Annotated in this window: 15 protein-coding genes; all 15 read right to left on the reverse strand. The window is 37.1% G+C overall.

Annotation, left to right across the window (positions count from 1 at the left end; all coding sequences use genetic code 11):
- Window positions 1-23: 23 nt before the first annotated feature.
- A complete protein-coding gene (locus JCM9152_RS16770; RefSeq protein WP_369384575.1) occupies window positions 24-1604 on the reverse strand; it encodes a response regulator transcription factor in 1581 nt (526 codons plus the stop codon).
- A complete protein-coding gene (locus JCM9152_RS16775) occupies window positions 1579-3345 on the reverse strand; it encodes a sensor histidine kinase (RefSeq protein ID WP_035346486.1) in 1767 nt (588 codons plus the stop codon). Before JCM9152_RS16775 ends, JCM9152_RS16770 begins: the two co-directional genes overlap by 26 nt.
- Window positions 3346-3540: 195 nt before the next feature.
- A complete protein-coding gene (locus JCM9152_RS24170; protein WP_369384577.1) occupies window positions 3541-3714 on the reverse strand; it encodes a hypothetical protein in 174 nt (57 codons plus the stop codon).
- A gap of 130 nt (window positions 3715-3844) precedes the next feature.
- Entirely contained in the window at window positions 3845-5218 is a 1374-nt protein-coding gene (locus JCM9152_RS16780) for an extracellular solute-binding protein (protein ID WP_369384578.1), read from the reverse strand.
- 298 nt (window positions 5219-5516) lie between these two features.
- Window positions 5517-7031: a glycoside hydrolase family 43 protein gene (locus tag JCM9152_RS16785; RefSeq protein WP_035346488.1), complete on the reverse strand. Its 1515-nt coding sequence runs from the start codon at window positions 7029-7031 to the stop codon at window positions 5517-5519.
- Between the two features lie 33 nt (window positions 7032-7064).
- On the reverse strand, window positions 7065-8084 hold the full coding sequence (locus JCM9152_RS16790) for an endo-1,4-beta-xylanase (RefSeq protein ID WP_173402083.1): 1020 nt from the start codon (window positions 8082-8084) through the stop codon (window positions 7065-7067).
- Window positions 8085-8365: 281 nt separating this feature from the next.
- On the reverse strand, window positions 8366-13693 hold the full coding sequence (locus JCM9152_RS23475) for a family 43 glycosylhydrolase (RefSeq protein ID WP_235715744.1): 5328 nt from the start codon (window positions 13691-13693) through the stop codon (window positions 8366-8368).
- 275 nt (window positions 13694-13968) lie between these two features.
- A complete protein-coding gene (locus tag JCM9152_RS23785) occupies window positions 13969-14100 on the reverse strand; it encodes a hypothetical protein (RefSeq protein WP_268870753.1) in 132 nt (43 codons plus the stop codon).
- Window positions 14101-14287: 187 nt separating this feature from the next.
- Window positions 14288-15235: a carbohydrate ABC transporter permease gene (locus JCM9152_RS16805; protein ID WP_035346492.1), complete on the reverse strand. Its 948-nt coding sequence runs from the start codon at window positions 15233-15235 to the stop codon at window positions 14288-14290.
- 152 nt (window positions 15236-15387) lie between these two features.
- Window positions 15388-16302: a carbohydrate ABC transporter permease gene (locus tag JCM9152_RS16810; protein ID WP_035346494.1), complete on the reverse strand. Its 915-nt coding sequence runs from the start codon at window positions 16300-16302 to the stop codon at window positions 15388-15390.
- On the reverse strand, window positions 16299-18854 hold the full coding sequence (locus JCM9152_RS16815; protein WP_052016060.1) for a DUF5696 domain-containing protein: 2556 nt from the start codon (window positions 18852-18854) through the stop codon (window positions 16299-16301). The genes JCM9152_RS16810 and JCM9152_RS16815 overlap by 4 nt, the downstream gene beginning before the upstream one ends.
- Before the next feature lie 15 nt (window positions 18855-18869).
- Window positions 18870-19496 (reverse strand): YIP1 family protein, encoded by a 627-nt coding sequence (locus JCM9152_RS16820; RefSeq protein ID WP_035346496.1) that lies wholly within the window; start codon window positions 19494-19496, stop codon window positions 18870-18872.
- On the reverse strand, window positions 19493-20911 hold the full coding sequence (locus tag JCM9152_RS16825; protein WP_052016062.1) for an NHL repeat-containing protein: 1419 nt from the start codon (window positions 20909-20911) through the stop codon (window positions 19493-19495). Before JCM9152_RS16825 ends, JCM9152_RS16820 begins: the two co-directional genes overlap by 4 nt.
- Before the next feature lie 56 nt (window positions 20912-20967).
- Window positions 20968-21843 carry a carbohydrate ABC transporter permease gene (locus JCM9152_RS16830; protein WP_439644214.1) on the reverse strand — a complete coding sequence of 292 codons (876 nt, stop codon included), beginning with the start codon at window positions 21841-21843 and terminating at the stop codon, window positions 20968-20970.
- A gap of 2 nt (window positions 21844-21845) precedes the next feature.
- Complete coding sequence (locus tag JCM9152_RS16835; protein ID WP_148296535.1) at window positions 21846-22739, reverse strand: carbohydrate ABC transporter permease; 894 nt, start codon at window positions 22737-22739, stop codon at window positions 21846-21848.
- Between the last annotated feature and the right edge of the window lie 69 nt (window positions 22740-22808).

Consider the following 22808-nt stretch of genomic DNA (forward strand, 5'->3'; position numbering starts at 1 on the left):
AAATTCTTTTGGCGTCATTCCCGTCACTTTTTTAAAAAGCGAGTAAACGAATGTGCGGCATTGTAACCGACTTCCATTCCAACATCACGTATTTTAACATTTCCATCTCTAAGGAGCTTCTTTGCCTTTCTGATCCGACATTTATCAATGTACTCCGATAAATTAATGCCATATTCTTGTTTAAAGAAATGCGATAAATAAGATGGATTAAAATAATGAACCTCCGCTAAGCGAACTAGTGATAAATCTTCACTTAAATTATTTTCAATATATTGGCAGATGCGTTCAATTACTTTTGAGGCTCTGTCTCGTTCATCCGTTTGTTTAACCTTGAAAACTTCCGTCGCAATGTCATTTAAATATCGAAAACCGCTTTTCATCGAAGCATGATCATCTAGTCTCAATAACTTTTCCGAATGATCAATTCTATTGTACCAGCCCATCCTATTAATATAGGAATACAGAACAATAGCCACAGAAAAGTACGTTTCGATCATTTGTTGTATACAACCATTTTGTAACGATTGTTCTAATTCTTTCAACAAAATGAAAAATTCCTCTGAACGATTCGCTTCTAGATGAACGACTAAGATTTCAACTATTTGACTAGACTCTAATCCTTTGTTACTAGTATATTCATTATTTTGCTCTTGTGAGGCACGCAAAATAACCGGAATGTCCTCTCCTATTTTCAGTTGCTGAAGCTGTCTTAGGCGTTCATACATTTTTGTTACATCTTCCCATTTGATAAACTCAATGCTTATCGTAAAGCCAATTGTTACTTCAATTGAACTTAAGCATTCCTCTTGAACGAGCTCCAGAGTACCTTCTAAATATTTATGAAAATGCTTATCTACTTTTTCATTTTTTTTAAATAAGATTGGTTGGATAAAATAAAGAATATCTCCATGTTTATCGACAATTCCATTACAATGGATCTGATCAGAAAAGTGATCCTCCCAAATCGCCCGAACAGCGGAAAGAATTTCACTTCTTTCCGTATATGTTTTTCCTTTTTGATAATCCAAATGAGCAAGAACCATCATAACCCCACTTGTAGGATCTAATGAAATATTTAACTTTTTGAACTCATTTAGAAGCACTTCTTGATCTGCACAAACAGCCTTGCTTTTTTGTAAAAGATGTCTCAAATAATCTCCTTGCGCCATCATTTCATAGGCGTATATTTGCTCGCGAGATTGCTCTAACAATAGGTTGTCAAGTTGGCGGCGTTGAATTTCCTCCATCACTTCTATTACGGTTTCCGTCACCTTATCGTATCCTTCTGTTTTGAGTAAATATCGAACATTAGGCATTTGAATCGCTTTATATGTATATTCAAAGTTACTATGTCCCGTGAGGAAAATGGCTTTACACCTAGGCCAATATGCTTGTATCTCCTCAATCAGTTCCAATCCACTCATTCCAGGCATCGCAATATCAGTAAGTACAATATCAATTCTAGTATTGGACATCCAATTCAAAGCCTCTTTTCCAGAGTATGCTTTACAAACGTCTAACTGATCAGGCATTAACCGACTAAACACTTCATATAAACCATCAGTAATGATTTCTTCATCATCCACGATCAATAGTCTGTACATCCTCATTCTCCCCCTTTTGTTTAATTCGGATCACGACTTTCAGACCGCCTAGTTCACTTTTCGACAAGAACAATCCACTACCTGTTCCATAAGTTAATACCATTCTTCGGTGAATATTAATCATACCTGTCTGCTCCTGGTGCTCGTCTATGTTCATAATATGCTTAGCCAACTTATAAATCTTATCATCATTGACCGTGTCACCATTATCTTCCACGATAATTGAAAATTCATCATTCAACACTTCATAATGTATACGTAGATACCCTTCATCTGACATTTTTTCAAGACTATGCTCATAGGCATTCTCGATAATTGGTTGTACAATTAGCCTCGGTACTTTTACTCGTTCCATTTGCTCAGGTAATTCATCAAATTGCACTTTTATACGCCTTGAAAAACGCAGGTTTTGAATTTCTGTATACATACGTGCATGCTTTATTTCTTCCTCTAACGATACTTCATTCTCTCCATTACGTGTAATAAATCGAAAATATTCTCCAAGCATTTTCGTAAACACTTCAATTCTCTCCGTATCCTCTGTCTTAGCAAGTGAATTCAAGATAAAGAAACTATTATATAGAAAATGCGGATTAATTTGCGACTGGAGCTGTTTTAATTCTGCCTTTTGCATCATGAGCTTTTGCTTATAATCTTGATCTATAAGCTGTTTTAATTTTACTAGCATTTTATTATAGCGATCGTATATAAAACCAAACTCATCCGTTTTTTCATGTTTAATTGGTTTATCTAAACCACCACTCTCCATCCTTTTAAATCCATCAACAAGAAGTAATAGTGGCCTATGAACAAGCTTATAGGTAGAGTATGAATAAATCATAATCGTAACAATAGAAGTGACAATAAACACCCACACCCAATTACTAAATTTATTTAACGGACTTTTTACGATTTCTTCTGGTAAATAGGTCACGACAAAAAGCCCCAATTCTTCAGAATAGGCTTTGTCAAAATGATAAAGGCTGCCATCCACGTCCACTCTATTCGTGCTATCTATTAATTTTTTATCTGTATTTAAATAATGGTTTGGAATTCTATTCGACTCCTCCCCTACGGACAGCATAACTCTCCAATCTTCTGAAAGTAAAAATGTGCCACTTTCTGGATACATGTTTAACGTATCTAACGATTCCTTCAACTTCTCAGCGTCTAATTCAACTTGGACCGTATAAAGCGGTTCTCCCTCTTGATCAATTCCCATCATTGAAGGCCTTAGGTGTAAAAATCCACCCTTTTCTATTAATCTATCTTTATTACCTTCCAAAGTCATTTCCGTCGCATCGTAGAGTAGCTGATCAAAAGTTTGGACTGCATTAACTGCTGAAATGGTGACATCAACAGAACGAATGTGTATATAAATATCCTTAATATAAGCACTAGTATTTCGAATAGAAGTCAATCGATGGAGAACATAATTAATGCTTGATTTCTTTTCAGTACTATCCATCATATCCCAAGTTAAGGCGATTTTTCGTAATTCTCTTTCCTGCAAAATATCGAATTGTTGAATTTCCATCCACTCAATTTCGCGATTTAAGTTCTCTAAATAAGATGTTAACTGTACTTGTGCATACCGTGAAATTTCCTGATTCGCATTACTATAACTCCAATTATACAAATATAAACCTAGCAATATAATTGGCAAAATAACAACATGATACATAACAAGTAATCGTACAAATAATGTTTTTCCAAAAATATGATTACGTTTGCTAAACAAGTAAATCCCCTCCGATGCTGTTCGATCCGTAGACTACATGACAGACAAAACTGCACCAGACTACGAGGTCACTGAAAAATAAAGTTAATTTTTTCAATGCTCTTTATTATAGTAACAATGATTGTAGACGTTCTGCATTGCTTAAAGAGCATAATAAAAATACAACGAACCATATTCAGTGCTCTCTAGAATACTTCAATTTTCATTTCGTTCTGAGTGCCATTGATTCACTTCTACTGTCATTTGAGCTCCGCCCATTCGATTCCAATCATCAACAAACTGATCGAATTCATCAATAGAACGACCAAGGATAATATCTATAAATGTATCGTGCATTAGATCGTCCAAAATAGGTTTCATTTTAATCATCGTATTTGTCGGTGCTCCTACAAAATGATCATATAACAGTTGATCATTTTCAGCATATTGTTCAAGTATTGAAAAGGCTCCTTCTGGCCCATACGTTCGTTCCCATCCCCAACCAGATTTATCATGCTGGTTAATTATAATTATCTATATTCTTTTGAATCGCTCTTGCCTCTGGCTTCAAATTAGAATAATCTCCAGATAATCGTGCATGTTCGAGTTGACGATACGCCTCTAAATTTTTTAATGCCGGATATGGTGTAACGGGCGACACTCTCCAAGCAGGAAATGGTGTACTATAATAGACTTCATATTCAGCTGTCTCCCCCCAGTTTTTCTCTAAGTGAAGATTAATCATTTTTATAATCGCTTCTGGATAGTCATATCCTTCTTTGACCACTAAAAAATGGTCAGTTGAAAATTTCAATGGCACTTTCGGCAGCCGTTCTGAATGAGAAACGATTGGATAAGCTTGCCACTGTGCGCTTTCATCATCTAAACGACTTGTCCCCGCGACAAAGGATGCCCATTGTTCACCATAAAACATTCCTATTTTTCCTTTTTCAACTTGGCTCTCAACTTTCATACCATCTTTAAACATAAATTCATTATCTAGTTGACCGTCATAATACATTTCTTGTAGCGCTTTCAAACCGACTTTCACCTCTGGTTGAACCCCTCCAAAAACTAGTTCTCCTTGTTCATCTTCAACCCAAATTGTCGGATAAGCTCCGTACCCTGCCATAAATCCAGTAATTCCTAGTACAGGGTCCCAAAGATGTTGAGTAATGGCTAGACCTAACGTGTCATCCTCACCTGATTGGTTCGGATCATCATTTGTAAACGCTTTCGAAATTTCAAGAACGTCATCCATTGTTGTTGGAGGATCTAGCTTTAACGTCTCTAACCAGTCTGTGCGAATCCAGATAAACTGTGCTCTCTCAATAGAAGATTCTATTTCAGGTATCCCCATTAAATTCCCATCAATAATAGCAGCTTCAAATGGACCTGAGCCTTCTTGATTCATAATCTCCTTCGTAAAAGGAGTCGCATACGTCTCGTAAACAGAAGAAAGATCTTGTATTAAGCCTGCACTGTTCAATTGTCTTAATTGCTGTGCACTTACTTTTGCTACATCAGGTAAGTTTCCCGAAGCAAGAACAGCACCTAATTTTCGGTGATAAAGGTCGCCTTTCGCTTTCCAATCATACTTAACTTCTATACCTAGTACTTGTTCATAAAGCCTACTCCAACGATTATCATCTAATGTTTCTCCAGGCAGTTCATTCAGTAAATTTTCTAAACTCTCACTTGTCTCTCTAACTAAATGAATTTCAATTGAAGGAGAATATTTAGTTAGTCCAGGATGCTGATCATTCATTTCTTCTTGATCCCCACCTAAAACAGAATCATCTCCCGCCTCCATACCTTGTTCACAAGTTGACAAAATTGGAATCATAAATAGCACTGTCAGAAGAAAACCGGCTTTATTTAATTTTACCCACACAAGTAATGAACCCCATTTCATAGTTTAGTAATGTTGAAATAGCGTATTATTATAAATTATTCTATCATAGTTTGATTTTTTCAATAAACATTTATTTAGATCGTTACCATTCGTTTGTTATATTAGAAATTTTAATTGTACAATACATCATTCACTCGCTTGTACACAAGATCGCTGTTTATCTCTTGCAAAATTTTTTTGAATCAGCAATGGAAAATGATACACTTCATAAAAATTGGCTTGTATCAGTTTCTCTGAAGAGAGCAACCAATACAAGCCATTTTATCTAGTAGTTTGATCATACGTTCAGTTTTGTATATCGAAAATAATCAAAATCAGCAAAACCTCCGACTTCTCTCGTAGCATAATTAAATAACCCTATTCGACAACCCATGAAATGATCTAATGTGTATTTCAGTTTGACTGAAATACCTATTTTCTTCCATTCCAATCCATCATCTGAATAATAACAACGAGCGATATCATGGCTATTTTTAAAATCAAATTCCATCTTTAAATAAATGTCATCTCTATCATATCGAACGCTTTCAACTAGTTCTTGCTCCCCAGTGTCACTTTTCACACACATCTCAACATAACCATTTCCCGATTCATCTTTCCGAATACCAACTGTACCATAATGAGATTGTAGCGCAACTATCCCAGCATAATCTCCAGGTTTCATATGTTGACTGTCCATAAAGGTCATTCCACTACATGCAGGACCTTCTGTTCTTTGTGTTAATGTATTACGTGCATATTCAACACTTCCTGTTAAATGTCCAGTTATCAACCTCAAATACCCTGGCCTTGCTGTAACCGTCCACCATTTGTTGTTAGGATTGTGATTCCACTGCCAATTATATGACAATTTATTTTCTTCATATTCAAATTCATCACTTCTAACAATAGGCTTTGATTCGAACGTTGGTAACCTAGCTTCAAAAGCCTTCGGAACTTTCCCATCAAAACCAAATATTGGCCAGTCGTCAAGCCATCTCACAGGAACAGCACAAGGAATCCTTCCGACAGCACCATGATCTTGAAATAAAAAAGCATACCATTCTCCGTGCGGTGTATCAACAATACCTCCCTGAGCAACTCCTTGATTTTGATAACCCATGTCATTATCTAAAACAATCCTACGTTCATAAGGGCCGAAAAGGTCTTTTGAACGGTAGCAAATTTGCCTCCGACGTTTATTTCCAAACTTTGGCCATTCAATAAAAAATAAATAATAATAACCATTTAAATGATATGCGTGACATCCCTCACATCGTAAACCTATCCCTTCATACTCTGTAACGAACAGAACCTGATCTATTCCGTCTTCTTTTTTCGAAGTGGCATCTTCCGTTAATTCCGTAATACGAATGTCACCATTCCCATGGATCACAAAGACTCGTTCATTATCAAACAACAAGCTCGGATCATGATGAAGTCCTGGAATGACAGAACATTCCCACTCACCGTTTTCAATATCAGTTGTTTGATACATGTAAAATTGATTGGTGTCATTGCTTGAGAAACAAAGGTAAAATGTCTGATTGTGATAACGTAAGCAAGTAGCCCATGATCCTTTACCATAAATGTTCTTTCTATCAATTAAACGATGTTCTTCATTATCAGCAAATGTGTCAAACACATAATTAACGATCTCCCAATCTTTTAAATTACATGATTTCATTATCGGACAACCTGGCATTGAATGCATACTCGTACTTGACATATAGAAGTATTCTCCTACACGAATCACACTAGGATCCGGAACATCTGCCCAAATAATTGGGTTCGTAATGATTGTACTACTCATGATAACCTCTCCTAAATAAAATGCATTCTCTATTTACGAACGTGCAACATCCAAAAGTTTCCAATAGGATTTCTTTGGTTGATGATTCGAATCAAAAGGGAACGGCCAGTTTCTGCGACCTCTCACAGGAAAATCATTTAGCCAAGTATAATCATCTGCTGCGCCCCAAAAAGTAACAGATGTAATAACGTCAGAATACTCTTTAAAAATGTTGAAAAACATTTCATATCGATTAGCTTGCATTTCCATTAACGCTTCTGTCGGTTCCACTAAATCAGTTCGACGATCATCATGATCGAAAACGGATACATCCAGTTCAGTAATATGTAACTGTAATCCTAGACTTGCATATCTTTCAAGCCCTTGACGAATAAGATCTAGTGTCGGATATTCCAAATTCCAATGAGCCTGTAACCCAATTCCATGAATGGGTGTGCCATTCTCTTTCAATGATTTAACCATACTATATATTTTTTCTCTTTTCTTTGGGACAAATTCATTATAATCATTATAGAACAAGAGTGCATTTGGATCCGCACTGTGAGCATATTCAAATGCTTTTGAAATAAAGTCCTCACCTACAATATCAAGCCATTTTGAAGGACGAAGCATCTCTTCGTCCTTGTCAGAGACTACTTCATTAACTACATCCCATGCATATATTTGCCCTTTATAACGCTTCAGCACCGTTTCAATATGTGACTGCATTCGCTTCAAAAGTGTTTGTCGATCTACGACATTTCCATCTTCTCGCTCAAACACCCACTTTGATGTTTGATTGTGCCATACAAGCGTATGTCCTCTAACCTCCATTTCATGTTCTTTCGCGAAAGAGATAAGACGATCCGCATGCTCAAAAGTATAATGATGTTCACGCGGATGGAGCCTTTCGAATTTCATTTCATTCTCTGCAGTTATACTATTAAAATGGTGACTAAGTAGATCACATTGAGTATGAATTGTCTTTGAATTGACCGCCGCTCCTATTGAAAAATAGTCCCCAAACGCCTCATGAAGCTTTTTACAATCTGTCATTCTGGAATTCTTCACCATTTCTCATCCTCTCGTTACATTTCCAAATGTGTATACATAATTTAGTTTAACGGGCTTAGATGTTTACAGCAACCTGTCATTCTATAGGTGATTAACCCTATATCTTATAGATCAAGTCGATAGGTTAAAAAGAAAATGAAGCAGGGACAAGTGTTTTAATAAATGTGAAACCGAACAAATACACATTGGTGCAAATAAACCTCTTTCTGAAATATATTTCGCACATTGTTCAGATTTCAACAAAACACTTTTCGTTATGCCCCAACTTCATTCAACTTAATCTACATATTCATTCTTCGTTTACGAATTACCAACAGAGCTACACTACCTATAGCGAGTAAAACAATACCATACATAAGATACATGTATAAACTCGTCGCCGTCCTAGGCAATACTTTGTCATTTTGATCGTCATGACCATCTTGGCCATCCTCGCCGTCTTGACCATCTTGGCCATCCTCGCCGTCTTGACCATCTTGACCGTCTTGACCATCCTGACCGTCTTGACCGTCTTGACCGCCCTGACCATCCTGACCGTCCTGACCGTCCTGGCCATCCTGACCGTCCTGGCCATCCTGACCATCTTGGCCATCTTGACCGTCTTGACCGTTCTCTTCCTCTACAAATACCCCATAAGCAGAGAACGATGTAACTCCTAATATGACCGTTTGACTCTCTTCATTTATTTCTCCACCACGATATTCCCATTCATCGTCCTCATCACTATAATAATAGATTCCTAAATCATTTCGATTAACATCATCTTCATATCCTAATAGCAATGTGAATTCATTTGTAGGAATAGTAGCACCATCAGCATATTCGAACATGAACGTTAATTGATCACCAGCTGGTATTAAACCTTCGTAATTTGTATCTGTAATATCTTTCGTTGCTACTTTCAATTTCGTACCATCTGGTAAATCTGATGGCATCTTGATTTTACTATTTGATCCAATAATCGAGTACGTAATGCCAGCATATACCTCTTCTGCTTCCTCAGCATCTAACACTAACTCTCCAGTTGGATCCTTACCCGGCTCATCTTCATCACTATCATCCTCACTAAACTTCCAATAATCAAAGTTGAATAAATGGTTATCCTCTTCACCTTTAAACATAAAGAAGATATTATGAACACCTGATACACCTGTTACATCCGTTTCCATTAGGACCCATTCTTGTTCCCCGCCTGTTGGTTCAACCTCTAACAAGCCTATTACTTCTCCAACCGGGCTATCTATTCGAATTTCAATTGTTCCACCGACAGTCGATGCAATATTCGCTTTAAATGTACTAGCGCCATTTTCACCAAAATCTGCATTTGATATCGCAATCCAATCACCATCTTCAATATTAGTTACATTTAAGTTAAGACTCTCTAACATACTTCCTGGTGCTTCTGATACCTCTGTTGAAATACCTGCATTCCAAGCAAACGTTTCAGCCTCTGTTCTTGTATATGGGTTAAGAGTTCTAGTTTGACTAACACCATTCATATCCGCTTGAACATCTTTTATTTTGCCATTCTCATAGTATTCAATTTTATTAATATGAGGAGATCTATACCCCATCGTATTGTCCATTAATTGCTTTGACAACGTTTGAGCATGGTAAGCAATATACCATTGATCATTAAACTCAAAAATATGATGATGGTTGTTTCCACCGACATCAAAGAAACGAGATGGATTTCGTAAAAGGGTTCCCGCATAAGTGAAAGGACCCATCGGATTATCGCTAATCATATATGCAATTTCTCCATGAAGCGGCATGCCCTCTTCACGTACACCTGAGAAATTTGTACTATAAGAAAAATAGTACTGCCCGTTATATTTATGCATTTCTGAAGCCTCGAACATGAAAGGTGCATCAATCATGACGGCTTCTCCAACTGTCTCGATCATATTGTCGCTTAATTGAATGACACGAGCTGTTTGAGGATTAGCTGCTTGCTCAGGAGTCGGATTTGCTCCACCGGGGACCCCACCTCCAAAGTACAGGTAACCTGTACCATCATCATCGATAAAAACACCGGGATCAAAGTTCCAAACTACTCCTTCTATTCCAGGAGTATTCCCATGAATGAGCGGCCCTCCAATTGGATCCGTCCAAGGACCAAGCGGACTATCAGCTGTAAGAACACCAATGTTTGAAGCGTTATTACAGAAATATAGGAAGAACTTGTCCTCACCGTTAATTTCCTTATGAGCAATAGTTGGTGCCCATGATTGTGTAGCCCATGAGGCTGCTCCATTAGGTCCCGCAACCGGGATAGAACCATGATCAGTCCAGTTTACTAAATCTTCTGATGAAATGACTGTCAAAGTATTAATGTTTGCATACGTATTTGCAATAATTTGGCCATTTTCATCATACTCAAACTCATCATTTGTCATATAAATATATACTCGTTCATCATGAACTAGTACATTAGGGTCTGCTCCAAACTTGTGACTAATGAGCGGATTGTTGTACCCTGGTATCTTCGCTAAAGCATCCGTCTCCAATTGTAATAGTTCAATGTTTGCCACAGCGTCATGCACATTGTAAGCAATATTTGCACCTTCTACTTGGATATAGTTAGCTCTGAGTTTTTCATTTCGATTTGACGTTACAAAGTCATCAACCTTTAACGTGATCGTAGCAAATAGTTCGGAATCCTCATTTGAAAAGTGAAAATCATCTCCACTAACCGTTAATAATAGCTGGTTATTTATGAAACTAAAGGTCCCTTCACCATGAATATTCTCTGTATGAAATTCCACTTTAGAAACGGACAAACCTTTAGGAATATGAAACGATGCTGATAACCCCTTATATTCCCCATATGGAAGCGCATCCATTTTTATAGGTACTTCAAATTCATTGTTTGGCACCCCAACTACTTCAGAAACATCATCTAATTGCACATTTAATACCGTTTCAATACCTTCAGAGCCTGTTATCGTATCCTCTATTCTAAAGTAATCAAAATCAACATAACCGCCTGGATTTTTCGTTGCATAATTAAATAAAGCAAAACGATAGCCCATGAAATGTGGTAGCGTATATTCCATTTCTAATGCATCACCAATAGACGTCCACTCCACACCATTTAGACTATAATAGAAGTAAGCACGATCTATACGGTCTTTAAAGTCAAAGTCCACTTTAAAATAAACTCTTTCTTCATCTAGAGGTATACTCTCTACTTCCTCAAAAGATTCAGAAGTCCCCTTTGCCATGACAATTGATTTAGAATTGCCCTCCATTTTAACACCAACATAACCATACTTCTCTTGGAAGGCTGCAAGTCCAGCGACGTCTCCATCTCGCATATTGTCCACTTCTATTGCAATATTACCTGAGCTTTCTGGACCAAATGTTCGTTGAGTTAACGTATTTCTAGTATCATGAATACTCGTATCAATGTTACCGTTCGTTATTCTTAAAAAGCCGTGACGATCTGTTAAAGACCAATTTGTATTATCCGGATTATGGTTCCATTGCCATACTAAATCAAGGTTTGATCCATTATAATCATGCTCACCTGGATTAACTGTATCAGGAACACCACCTTTATTAATAAATGATATATCATCAACATAGAAATCCATTAAATCTGTAATAGGATCAGGGTTATCCGTCCACGGTGTTTCAATAAAAATAAATGTTTCTGATAGATCAGTACCTACTGGAAGTCTATACGTCCCTGAAATCGTTGCCCATTCTCCTTTTTGAACGGTTGCAGAACCAATCACTTCAATCCCTTGCCAAGTTGGTCCGTTTTGAATCGCAAATTGAAAATTCTTCTGTTCTGGCCCTTCTGTATATTTGACTTTCGCCGAAAATTCATAAATATGGTTAACTTGAACAGCTCCAGTCAACACATATTTTGGACCATCACCTGTTAGCTCTCTATTGGTTACATGTAAACTATGAGAACCGCTATACGCTTCTTCATTTGTTACTTCAATAGTAGCGTTTCCATAAACATCCCATGGCTCCAGACCATCCTCAAAGCTACCATTATGAATGAGATTAGCTTCTTCAGAGACAGTTTCAGTTGTTGTCATAGACAGGTCATCTACATAGAAATTCATTAAATCTAAATCGTCATCAGGTTCAGCTGTCCAAGGTGTCTCAATAAAAATAAACGTTTCTGATAGATCTATATCCTCAGATAATGTATAGGACCCTTCAATCGTTACCCATTCTCCCTTTTGAGCCGTCGTAAATCCCATTACCTCAATGCCCTCCCAAGTTGCTCCATTTTGAATCGCGAAATGGAAGTTTTTCTCATCAGGGCCTTCTGTATACTTAACTTTTGCCGAGAATTCATACACTGTTCCAGGCTCCACTTTACCTGTAATATCTTGTTTAGGACCATCCCCCGTAACCTGACGATTGGTCACATATAAACTACTTGATCCACTATATGCCTCTTCACTTGATAGCTCAATATTTGCTCCAAAGCCTTCCCATGGTTCAATTCCATTTTCAAAGTTACCATTTTCAAGTAATTGTATCCGTTCAGTTGTAACTGACATTTCGCTCTCTGATTTAGTAAGTACTTCTTCTGTTTCTTTTGAATGATTCGTTGCAAAAACCCTGTTCAAATTTTGATAAAATTCATCAGAAGCGACAATTCGGTTCGTCGATTTCACTCCTTGAACTGGAACTGGCAACTCTCTTGGAGCTTGACCGTCTTCTCCAAAAATAGGCCAATCATCTTCCCATGTGACGGGCACAAGGAAAGGTGTTCGTCCAACTGCTCCATTATCTTGGAATATCATCGCATACCAATCACCATCTGCGGTATCAATCATTCCACCTTGAGCAATTCCCGAGTCTTGCAATACGATTCGACCCTCGTAATCTCCATTTATCGAATCTGAACGATAGATTAGTTGCGTTCTCATACCTCCTTCAGGCCACGTAATAATCGATATATAATACTTTCCATTTATTTTTTGAATCGTTGCTCCTTCACCTGGAAGTCCACCAGATCCAGCTATTTCTCCTGAATTCGGAATAATAACTTCATTCAAACCACCATCTTTAACAGCAGTTGCATCGGATGTTAACTCCGTAACCGAAATATTACCGCTGCCATGCACTAAATATACACGTCCATCATCGTCGAAAAGGAGTGACATATCATGGAAACGTGCATCAAGCGTCTGTCTTGTCCATGAACCATTTTCAATATCATCCGTCGTATAAACATACGTATTACCTGTTGTATTTGAAGAAAAGACTGCATAGTACGTCCCTCCATGATACCTTAACGAAGGTGCCCATGAGCCTGCTGAATATTCACTTTGTCCATTTCTTAAAGATTGTTCATCATCTGTTTCGAGAATGTCATAGACATAATTAACAATTTCCCAATTAACGAGATCATAGGATTTCATAATTGGAACACCTGGATTCATGTGCATCGTCGTACTTGCCATATAATAAACATCCCCAACCCTAATAACATCAGGATCTGGCACATCAGAAAATATAAACGGATTTTCAAAAGTCTCATTTGATTGTTGTGCAAGTAACGTAATATTCGGTAAAAACAAGCTTAAGATAAGCGCAAACGCCATTAAAACGACAAATTTTTTTTTGCTCATGGCTTTATTGTCCTCCTTACTATTTTTAAAACTATTGGAAAATCCTCGTTCCATAGTGTCATCTCTAGATGACTTCGAAGGATCAACAACACCCCAAAACGCTGGCTTCTCTTTAAGATGAGTATAACTACAAATGGAGCATTAGTTCGATCAACCGGAAATGAGCTAGCCACATATGGTTAATAGCCATTCCCCAACATACAATTCCGTTAATCTTGTCCTCATTCTCTTTAAAGCTCCAAACCGCTTCTCTCTTACCGTTCTGCTTTCAAGACTCAAGTTTTGAAAGCAGTTATTTGCTGTAGCTTCAGTAAGGAAGGGATACTTTCAACAATCGGTAAATCCATCGATTGTGCTATCCCTTCATCATCTGAACGCTCTTCGAATGCTACCTCTACTTTATTCAAACCTTGATTTGCATGTCACCTTTCTCTCTTCTCATATTCCGATCCAATGGTTAATATCCGTTCACTATTACGTAGAACGAAATGATACTGCTCCCTATGTCTACGGTCACTCCCCTTTTGGACATGACTATAACACTTCATTCAGAACATGATGATATTATTTATACATGCAGTGAATTCAATGAACTTAACCAACAATCCCTGTGCGTTCAACACTTTGAACGAAGTAACGTTGAACAAATAAGTAAATAATAATTAAAGGGAGAATCGCGAGCAAGATCCCAGTATCCTGTACCATACTTAAGTAAAACGGATCGGTACTCGTTGCATCACCTCCCTCAAGATGAATCGCTAAATTATAAGGTAATGACGATAATTGTGTTGACATCACATTACTTGATGTCAAATACGTTGTCGTGAAGAATGTATCATTCCACTGCCATACAAATGAGAACAGCATAACGGTTACAATAGCCGGCAACGCATTGGGCAGCATAATACGAAAGAACGTTGTCCCAACTCCTGCTCCATCAATATAAGCAGCTTCTTCAATCGCTTTAGGAATTCCCCTGAAGAATTGTCTAAAAATAAAGATGAATAACCCTGCCTTTAAAGAGTTTGCCGTCAATGCTGTTAAGATAAACGGCCAATACGAATCCAATAAATTCACTGAACTACCTGTTATTAACGGGATAAGTCCCATTAAGCTAAATTCTCTTAAATTAATATACATCGGGATCAGAATCGTTGTCGGAGGTACGAGAATAGTAAGAATCACCCCTCCAAACAGTAGTTTACTTCCTTTAAATTGCAGGCGAGCAAATGCATATCCTGCAAGTGCACACGATGCAACTGTGAGTAACGTTGTCGTCCCTGCTAATACAAATGTGTTAAACAATGTATCCCAATAATTCATAATCGACATCGCATTTCTGAAATTATCAAGTGAATAATTTTCAGGAATCCATACGACTATCGGTGAATACAGATCACTTCTATGCTTAATAGCTGTCGAAATTTTTTGAATGATAGGATAGAGAATGATAAACGATAAACCAGCTATCAATACTAGTCGAACAAACGACCAAACCCAATGTTTTATCTTTTCAACCGTTAACCATTGAGCTATTTTCAAAGCTCTCACCCTCTCTGATCGAACTTCCTTTTACGAAATGATTCACTTTCAAACAAATAATTGGATCTTCACCTTAAGCAATTGCTGCCTATTTGTTTGAAAAACTATCTTTCTCTTTGTCATACTATTAATCCATTCAATCTCTCCATCTACTAATCTTGGTAAAAAACTTTTTTCGAAATAAAATACGTGCTTACTGCCAAGATAAGCATGATTGAAACAAAATACAGCCATGCCATTGCCGAACTAAGACCGAAATTAAAGTTATCAAAGCCAGTGGACATGATCAGCTCAGTCACTGGACTTCTTGAGAACGAATCTATAATCGTGTAAATCAAATTTACTAAAATAAGTGGACTAACCATCGGGAACGTAATTTTCCAAAAAGCTTCATATCCAGTTGCCCCTTCAATCTTAGAAGCTTCGTACAACTGTGGTGGAATTGTCTGAATAGCTGCAAGAAAAATTAAAATTTGAACCCCTGATTGACTAACAATTTCATAAATTCGATCAACCGCTCCTGTAAGATAATTAACAATCGTTACATTTACACCAGAATTAATCATCATTCTTTGCAGTTCAAAAGAACTTAACATATTTGAAAAGCCACCAGAAGTAGCATTTTGCTGATTAATATCTTGCACTAAACTAGTCGCTTCTAAGCTCAAAATAACTCCAGATGCAAGGATAACGGGTAAAAAGAAAATCGACCTTGCTAATGACCTCCCGCGAAAGTTCTGGTTCAATATTACCGCCAAAAACAAACTGAAAATGACAATCAAAGGTACATTAATGACAATATTCATAATCGATTCAATTAAAATTCGATTAAAGCTTGTATTGACCGTTAATGCTTCAATGTAATTGGTCATTCCAACAAATGAAACGGTCATACCTTCTGAACTTGCTGAAATCTCACTAAAACTAAATTGTAATGAAGTCAGTAATGGAACGAAAAAGAAAAAGATAAACCCTAGTAACCAAGGCGAGACGAAAAGAACACCCCAAAACACCTTTTGTCCTTCATATGTTCGCAACGTTCCACTTAATTTTGCTAACGATTTCAAAACGTCTCACCACCTGTCATATAACCTTGAGCCTCAATTTCCATTCCATCTATGGACACCGCCGTTTCATTGTAATTGACAACAACATAGATTCCGTTGTTATAGACTGTTTTATAAACACCTTCTTCTAGTTTCTCATGTGCTACTATAGGCTCATTACGGACGTTACTTAGTACATCATTTATTTCATGGTATATGTTAGTTGCATCATCAATCCATTGCTCATAATTAACGGAATATAAGTGATTATACTCTGTATCTTTCAATTTATAATTCGGTTCATGGATCCATTTGAAATGAACACCTGCACCAAATTCTAACGATTTCAATACGTACTGTCTCTCATTCGTATAAGAAGATAAATTAAAGGGTGTACTAGTATAATCGATATATCCACGAATCACCATTTGATAGAATGGTATCGCCTCGTCTTGAATTTTAAATCCACTATTGCTTATTGGAGCATCAATAATATCTGATAAGTATGGTAAAGCGTACTGATTTCCCCCTTTAGCCATAATTTCTAAGTTTTCATCATGTATCATTTTCATCGCTTGAACAGATATTCTTTCAGATTCAGTACGATCAATTTGATTGTTTTTTCTGAAATCACTATTTAATTGGTCGGCCAAATCTCTTAATGAAATACCATTTGTTTCATGTGATACGAAATCACTAAGCATTGACTCCGTGTATGCTTCTAAACGCCCAGGAGACAAAACATAAGAAGGTGATTTCGTTCGATCTCGTCGCTCTAATGTCAAATCCATAGGATACAAAGTTGCCGGCATACCTCGTAACGTCCTTGATGCTTCCCTCGCTTCATTAAAACCTGATCCTGAGTTGACATTAAGCAAAGCCACTTCAGGGAAAAGAGTGATGCCTTTCTCCTCTGCAAAATCAACAAATTGATGCAATCCTGACTTTCCTCCGATCGCTCGGTCAACTGATACGCTTTTTGGTACTTTATGGTCAACACCCGAATTAAACCAACCTAGATAATTTAATTTAATGTTTGTCATATCACGCTCTTGCAACTGACTCACAATATCTTCTGCCTGTTCAAATGTTGTAAGTGGTTCAAGAGACTTGTAAGGAACGCCTGCAAAGTGCTTCTGCTTTTGTATACTCCCTACTAGCTGTAAATAAAAAGGAATATCGTCTGATAATGTCTCGTCATTAACTTTTTCAGGAAGTCCATTTGTCTCTTCAAGATACTCACGATAATAGTTAGCCATACCATAATAAGACGCTTCTTCCCCATTTAAAAACGTATACCTCACTTTGAAATCTGAGTCCATCGGTGCTTCTTGAAAGCGAGGTAATGTTCGTTCCTGCTCATTTGCTTGTAACGTGACATCTCCTTTATTCACAACATAAAAGCTAGGATATACATAGTTATAACTGTTTACTCTGCCGTTAACATCGGCATTAATCGTTGCAACAGATGCGCCTTCTTCAATAATTCCAAATAAAGCTCCCTCATCTCGAATAATCCCAAATACAGGTAATCGGACAGTTTGTTCTGTTCTTTCATAATCAGACAGTTCCATCGTTAAATCTGAACCATAAACAGATTGTTGATAAGCTGAGTACTTTGTTTTACCATTGTTAAAATGAATCAAAGCTCCCGAACCATCTGGAACAAACAATGACCCTTCATCATCCGCCCCACCTGCTCCAAAGAACCTCATCAATGAAATACGGTTAACTGGATAATCCTCCGAGTAGAGAATACTTGAAACTGGAACGTTTACGATTAAACTATCGTCATCAAGTGTATATTCGATCGTCGCTTGGAAATTACGTGCAGAAAGTGATTCTTGTGTGAAATTCAATTCCTGCATGTCTTGTTCCAAATCTTCTTCCGTATAACCAGCATCATCAAATGCCATAAAAGCACGTTCAAGTTGTAATCCACTAAGCGCACTATCATTTCTTTCATAAATTTCTCGTTCCGTATCCTCAGTATAGGCAATTAATAAAGCCCGTTTGCCTCCATCATCTAACCTACTTGTTATTTCTTCATAACGTGCTGAACTTAACATAAGGGGTAAATCTTCAACAGATCTCTCCGATCTACCAAATTGATACGTCACACTTACGCCATTTGTAATTTCTTCTATTTTATATTGATCATATTGGACACTATCTGAAAACGTATTAATCACACTACCCTGACCGAAATTATTATAAAAATGAATTTGCATTTGTGATGACAATACGTCTTGATTAACACCTGAAGCAATAGAATCCTCATCACGGTCAGTCGGGTTACTATGCCATATTTCATCACTATCCTTATGAAGAACAGCAATTGAGCCAGTCAGATCATCGATAAATAATTGTAAATGATCGTTTTCAGCTACCCCTTTCATGCCATCTAAACGTTCATCCATAAAGGATGCTTGCAACGCTTGTTCTTGAGTATAATCTAATCCAGTTATATCACTTTCATCTATTTCAACTGATCCAGTTGATTCTGAACAACCTACTAGAACAATCGTGACAAGAAAGCACGTGAGCAGTAGTGCATTTCTGGCCTTTCTCATTTTTACCACTCCTCTCTAGTACCTAAAGATAATCTCTTGATAGATGACATTAACAAAAGCGACCACCTGTTGGATTAGACTGAAGAATAATAAGCAGAGAAAAGCCATAAACCCCATCGCTACTATCGTCAACAAGATGGTTCCTATTGATTTAGATGGTGTAAATTGATGCACTGTCATGTTCCCTACAAATAAGAGAAACAGAAACCAGAGGACCGCGAAACTTTGAGAGAAATAGTAAAACGTAACCTCCTGCATCGATATTAAGTTGCTCAACCAAATCCAAGGAAAATTAATAACAACTAATGGTACTAATGCAAAGCAAGTTGTGATAAAGATCTCAACAAACTTTCCTTCCCCGTCCGTTAAAGTAGTAAGTGACCAATTAGCCACACACCAGAATAGCACTGGAACAACAACATATACGATTTCCATTAGACTATTCATATCCTCTGGGTTATACAAATTCACAACAAATCCACTATATTGGCTACTTAACACATTCGTTAAAATTAATAAAAACAAAATAACAAACGAGATGATTAAGTTGATACGTTGACTATACTCATATTTCAATTCCCAAAAACCATTAAAGGGATGAACGATAAGATAAAATGGGTGTTTGATTAATTCTTTGTTCATATCGAAGCAACCCTCTTTCTTCTAATCTTTTTTAAATAAATCCTTAAAAATACTAATAAAACAGCTAATACCATTATTCCTGTCATAATGATAGAAAAGTAGTCTCTAAGAATTTCATTTCTATACAACAAGAATGCTTTCGAATAATTGGCTTGATCGAGACTTTGTTCAAAGTTATGCATAGCATCATTAAATTCTTCTTTTCGTAATAACGCTTTACCAATTCCGGCATATGCAAATTCAAGGTTTGCATTCATATGAACCGCTTCCTGATAGAGTTCAAATGCCGATTCTTCATCGCCTCTTTCATAACTTCTAACAGCTTCATTAAGAGTTCGACCATATTCCGTTGTTTCGAAAACCGTTATTTCCCCTAACTCCCTATCTAAAACGAGGAAATCATCACCCAGCCGTTCAATAGCTACCGGCGTATGAAATTCACCTAGTTGATTACCAATGCCACCAAATACGTACATTAAATGACCATCTCCGTTGTACGTAAAGATTCGACCTCTTCTAGCATCGAGCACTGAATAAATCTCACTATCTGTTACATCAATATCAATCAAGCGAGAAGGACCGACAGCTGTCGTGTAGCGAACATCTCCGATCGGATTAAAATATCCTTCCCTTCTTAAAATGTCATCACCTCTAGAATTCAGTTTCTTAATAGCATCATCAGATCCATCACCATTTGTCGCATAAATAAAACCATCCTCATTAATATCCATGCTTGTAAATTCAGTCGGGACGAACATAAGCATTTGGCTTCGTTGCTCTCGTGTTGCAAATCGTTTCCATAAATATTCAATGGGATCAACTTGTACGCGATTTGCTCCAATAAACGTTGTAAAATAACCATCGACATTAAATTCCATGAATCCATCGAATACACCGTCTGCCATAACATAAACCCGATTAGCATTATCCACAACAACATTCAAGGGCTGAAAGACAAAATTCTCATTAATAAGTTCAGATTGTGGATCATCGATGATTTTGACCAAATTCAAGTCTTCATCCAAATGAACAACTCGCCGATTATCTGTATCTGCAATAAAAATGTCATTCTCCATTGTCACAAACAAACCTCGCGGATTAGAGAACGTTTCTAATTCTCCCTCCTTATCAAAAGACTGAATCGTTTCTACCAATTGAAATTCTTCATCCAATACGACAATACGATCATTTCCTGTATCCAACATATAAATCATGTTATCTTCAGAAACATGAAAATCAGTCGGACTATTTAACATACCAACTCCTAACCCTTCACCATCGACTAGCCTCGTCGGATAGTAAGCTGCAGGTGCATGTACGGACTCCCCCCAAAATGAGTAATTATAGGAAGCTGTCTGATTTGCAGCTTGTACTGTGTTCACTTCAGTACCAATGACCAATATAATAATGATCATAAGAAGACAGGCGTTCAATCTCTTAAGCGTTTTCACTATCAAAACACAGCTCCCTTCTAATCTTTCATCCCAGAATTGGACATTGTTTGAATGACACTACTTTGGGAAATTAGGAACATGATAATAGGTACACTCATAAGAAATAATGCAACTGCTGCTCCAACCCCAGCTCGTGCAATTCCCCCAAGTGTGATTTGTTCTAAGGCATAATTCAATGTTTTTAAGTCCTCACTATAAATAAAATTCCCTCCGTTAGAACCCCACAACATAGGAAATAATAATATTAGTAACGTTAACCACGCCGGTTTCACATTAGGCATGACAATCGTCCAAAAAATCCGATACTCACTAGCTCCATCAATTTTTGCAGCTTCAAGCATTGGATCAGGAAGCTGCTCCATAAATTGCTTCATTAAGAATAACCCTAATGGAAAAGCCATAGACGGAATAATGAGAGACGCATGTGTATTTATCCACCCTAACCAAGACATCACCATGTAGTTTGGAATTGCTGTTACATGAGGCGAAAACATTAATGACAATACAACAATCGAGAATATAAGCTTTGAACCTGGGAATCGATACTTAGCAAGCGGATAAGCTGCTGCCGACGCTAAAATAATGTGCCCTGCTGTTCCTATTAATGTAATAATGATCGTATTAGCAAAATAACGTGACAACGGCACCCAAGAATCCCCCATTACAGCAATAAGATCAAAGAAATTATCCAAGGTAGGATTTCTGACGAAAAAGCGTGGTGGGAAAATAAATAGTTCATCCAACGGTTTAAAAGCATTATTGATCGCATAAACTAACGGTAGTGCCATAAATGCTCCGAATAGACCGAGAAATGCAAACAATAAGAATGTAACAGTAAATGAACGATTAAGCTTTTTTCTGAAAATCGATATTTTTCTCCCCTTTATTCTCAACGTCAATCACCTACCTTTCTTAGTATTTTTTGGACAATCATGTTAGTCCCTACCATAATTGCAAATAATACAGTTGCAATCGCAGAAGCATAGCCCATTTCAAATCGAATCGTACCGAAATCCATTAAATGTGTCACCACTGTATGTGCCGCATAATTAACACTTGGAAACCCTGCAAGAGCAATGGAAATATCTGCAACAGCAAAGGCCATCGTTATTTGTAGGACAGCACCAAATAATAACTGCGGTTTCATTGATGGCAATGTAATAAACCACAGCTCTTGCCATCTATTTTTAATACCATCTACCGCACCAGCTTCAATAATCGAACGATCAATTGTTTGAAGCCCTGCAATAAATGCCAAAAAACTTGTTCCTAAGCTCAGCCATAATTGCACGATAATAACAACCGCCAAAATATACTGTTCGTCTTTTAGCCATTGGATAGGCTCTAAAATAAAGCCTGCCTGCATAAGGAAACCATTTAAATAACCGTACGTATCTCCAGAAAAAATAATGAGCCAAATAAAAAACACATTTCCAGAAATAGAGGGTGCATAAAACACTAATGTCATAAACGCACGTACTTTCGGTGAAAGCTCATTGATAATCCATGCGAATATAAAACAAGCAATATAACTAATTGGCCCCGTTATTGCTGCAAAAATAAACGTATTTCTTAAAGCAATCATAAAAATATCGTCATTTAAGAATAATCTAGAATAATTATCCCATCCAATAAACTTAGGCATCTCTAACATGTTAAACGAAAAGAAGCTTAGCCCAAATGAAATGACGACTGGAATGATCGTAAACATAAAGAAAATAATCATATAAGGAGCCATTAAAATATAATAATGCTTACCTCTCTTTAGCTCCTTTTTTATTTTCATCATTCTCGTTTCCTTAGTAGAATAGATGGGGTTTTTAACTGGTTGTTGGACTGGTTTTGCTTGCAACTGCTT

It is taken from the genome of Halalkalibacter hemicellulosilyticusJCM 9152, from assembly GCF_000513115.1.
Lineage (GTDB): Bacteria > Bacillota > Bacilli > Bacillales > Bacillaceae_D > Halalkalibacter > Halalkalibacter hemicellulosilyticus.

Excerpts from the sequence above, each read along its gene's own strand:
- JCM9152_RS16770 (WP_369384575.1), bottom strand. The coding sequence starts at position 1,604 with ATGTACAGACTATTGATCGTGGATGATGAAGAAATCATTACTGATGGT.
- JCM9152_RS24170 (WP_369384577.1), bottom strand. The coding sequence starts at position 3,714 with ATGATTAAAATGAAACCTATTTTGGACGATCTAATGCACGATACATTT.
- JCM9152_RS16785 (WP_035346488.1), bottom strand. The coding sequence starts at position 7,031 with ATGAGTAGTACAATCATTACGAACCCAATTATTTGGGCAGATGTTCCG.
- JCM9152_RS16790 (WP_173402083.1), bottom strand. The coding sequence starts at position 8,084 with ATGGTGAAGAATTCCAGAATGACAGATTGTAAAAAGCTTCATGAGGCG.
- JCM9152_RS23475 (WP_235715744.1), bottom strand. The coding sequence starts at position 13,693 with ATGAGCAAAAAAAAATTTGTCGTTTTAATGGCGTTTGCGCTTATCTTA.
- JCM9152_RS16815 (WP_052016060.1), bottom strand. The coding sequence starts at position 18,854 with ATGAGAAAGGCCAGAAATGCACTACTGCTCACGTGCTTTCTTGTCACG.
- JCM9152_RS16820 (WP_035346496.1), bottom strand. The coding sequence starts at position 19,496 with ATGAACAAAGAATTAATCAAACACCCATTTTATCTTATCGTTCATCCC.
- JCM9152_RS16825 (WP_052016062.1), bottom strand. The coding sequence starts at position 20,911 with ATGATCATTATTATATTGGTCATTGGTACTGAAGTGAACACAGTACAA.
- JCM9152_RS16835 (WP_148296535.1), bottom strand. The coding sequence starts at position 22,739 with ATGATGAAAATAAAAAAGGAGCTAAAGAGAGGTAAGCATTATTATATT.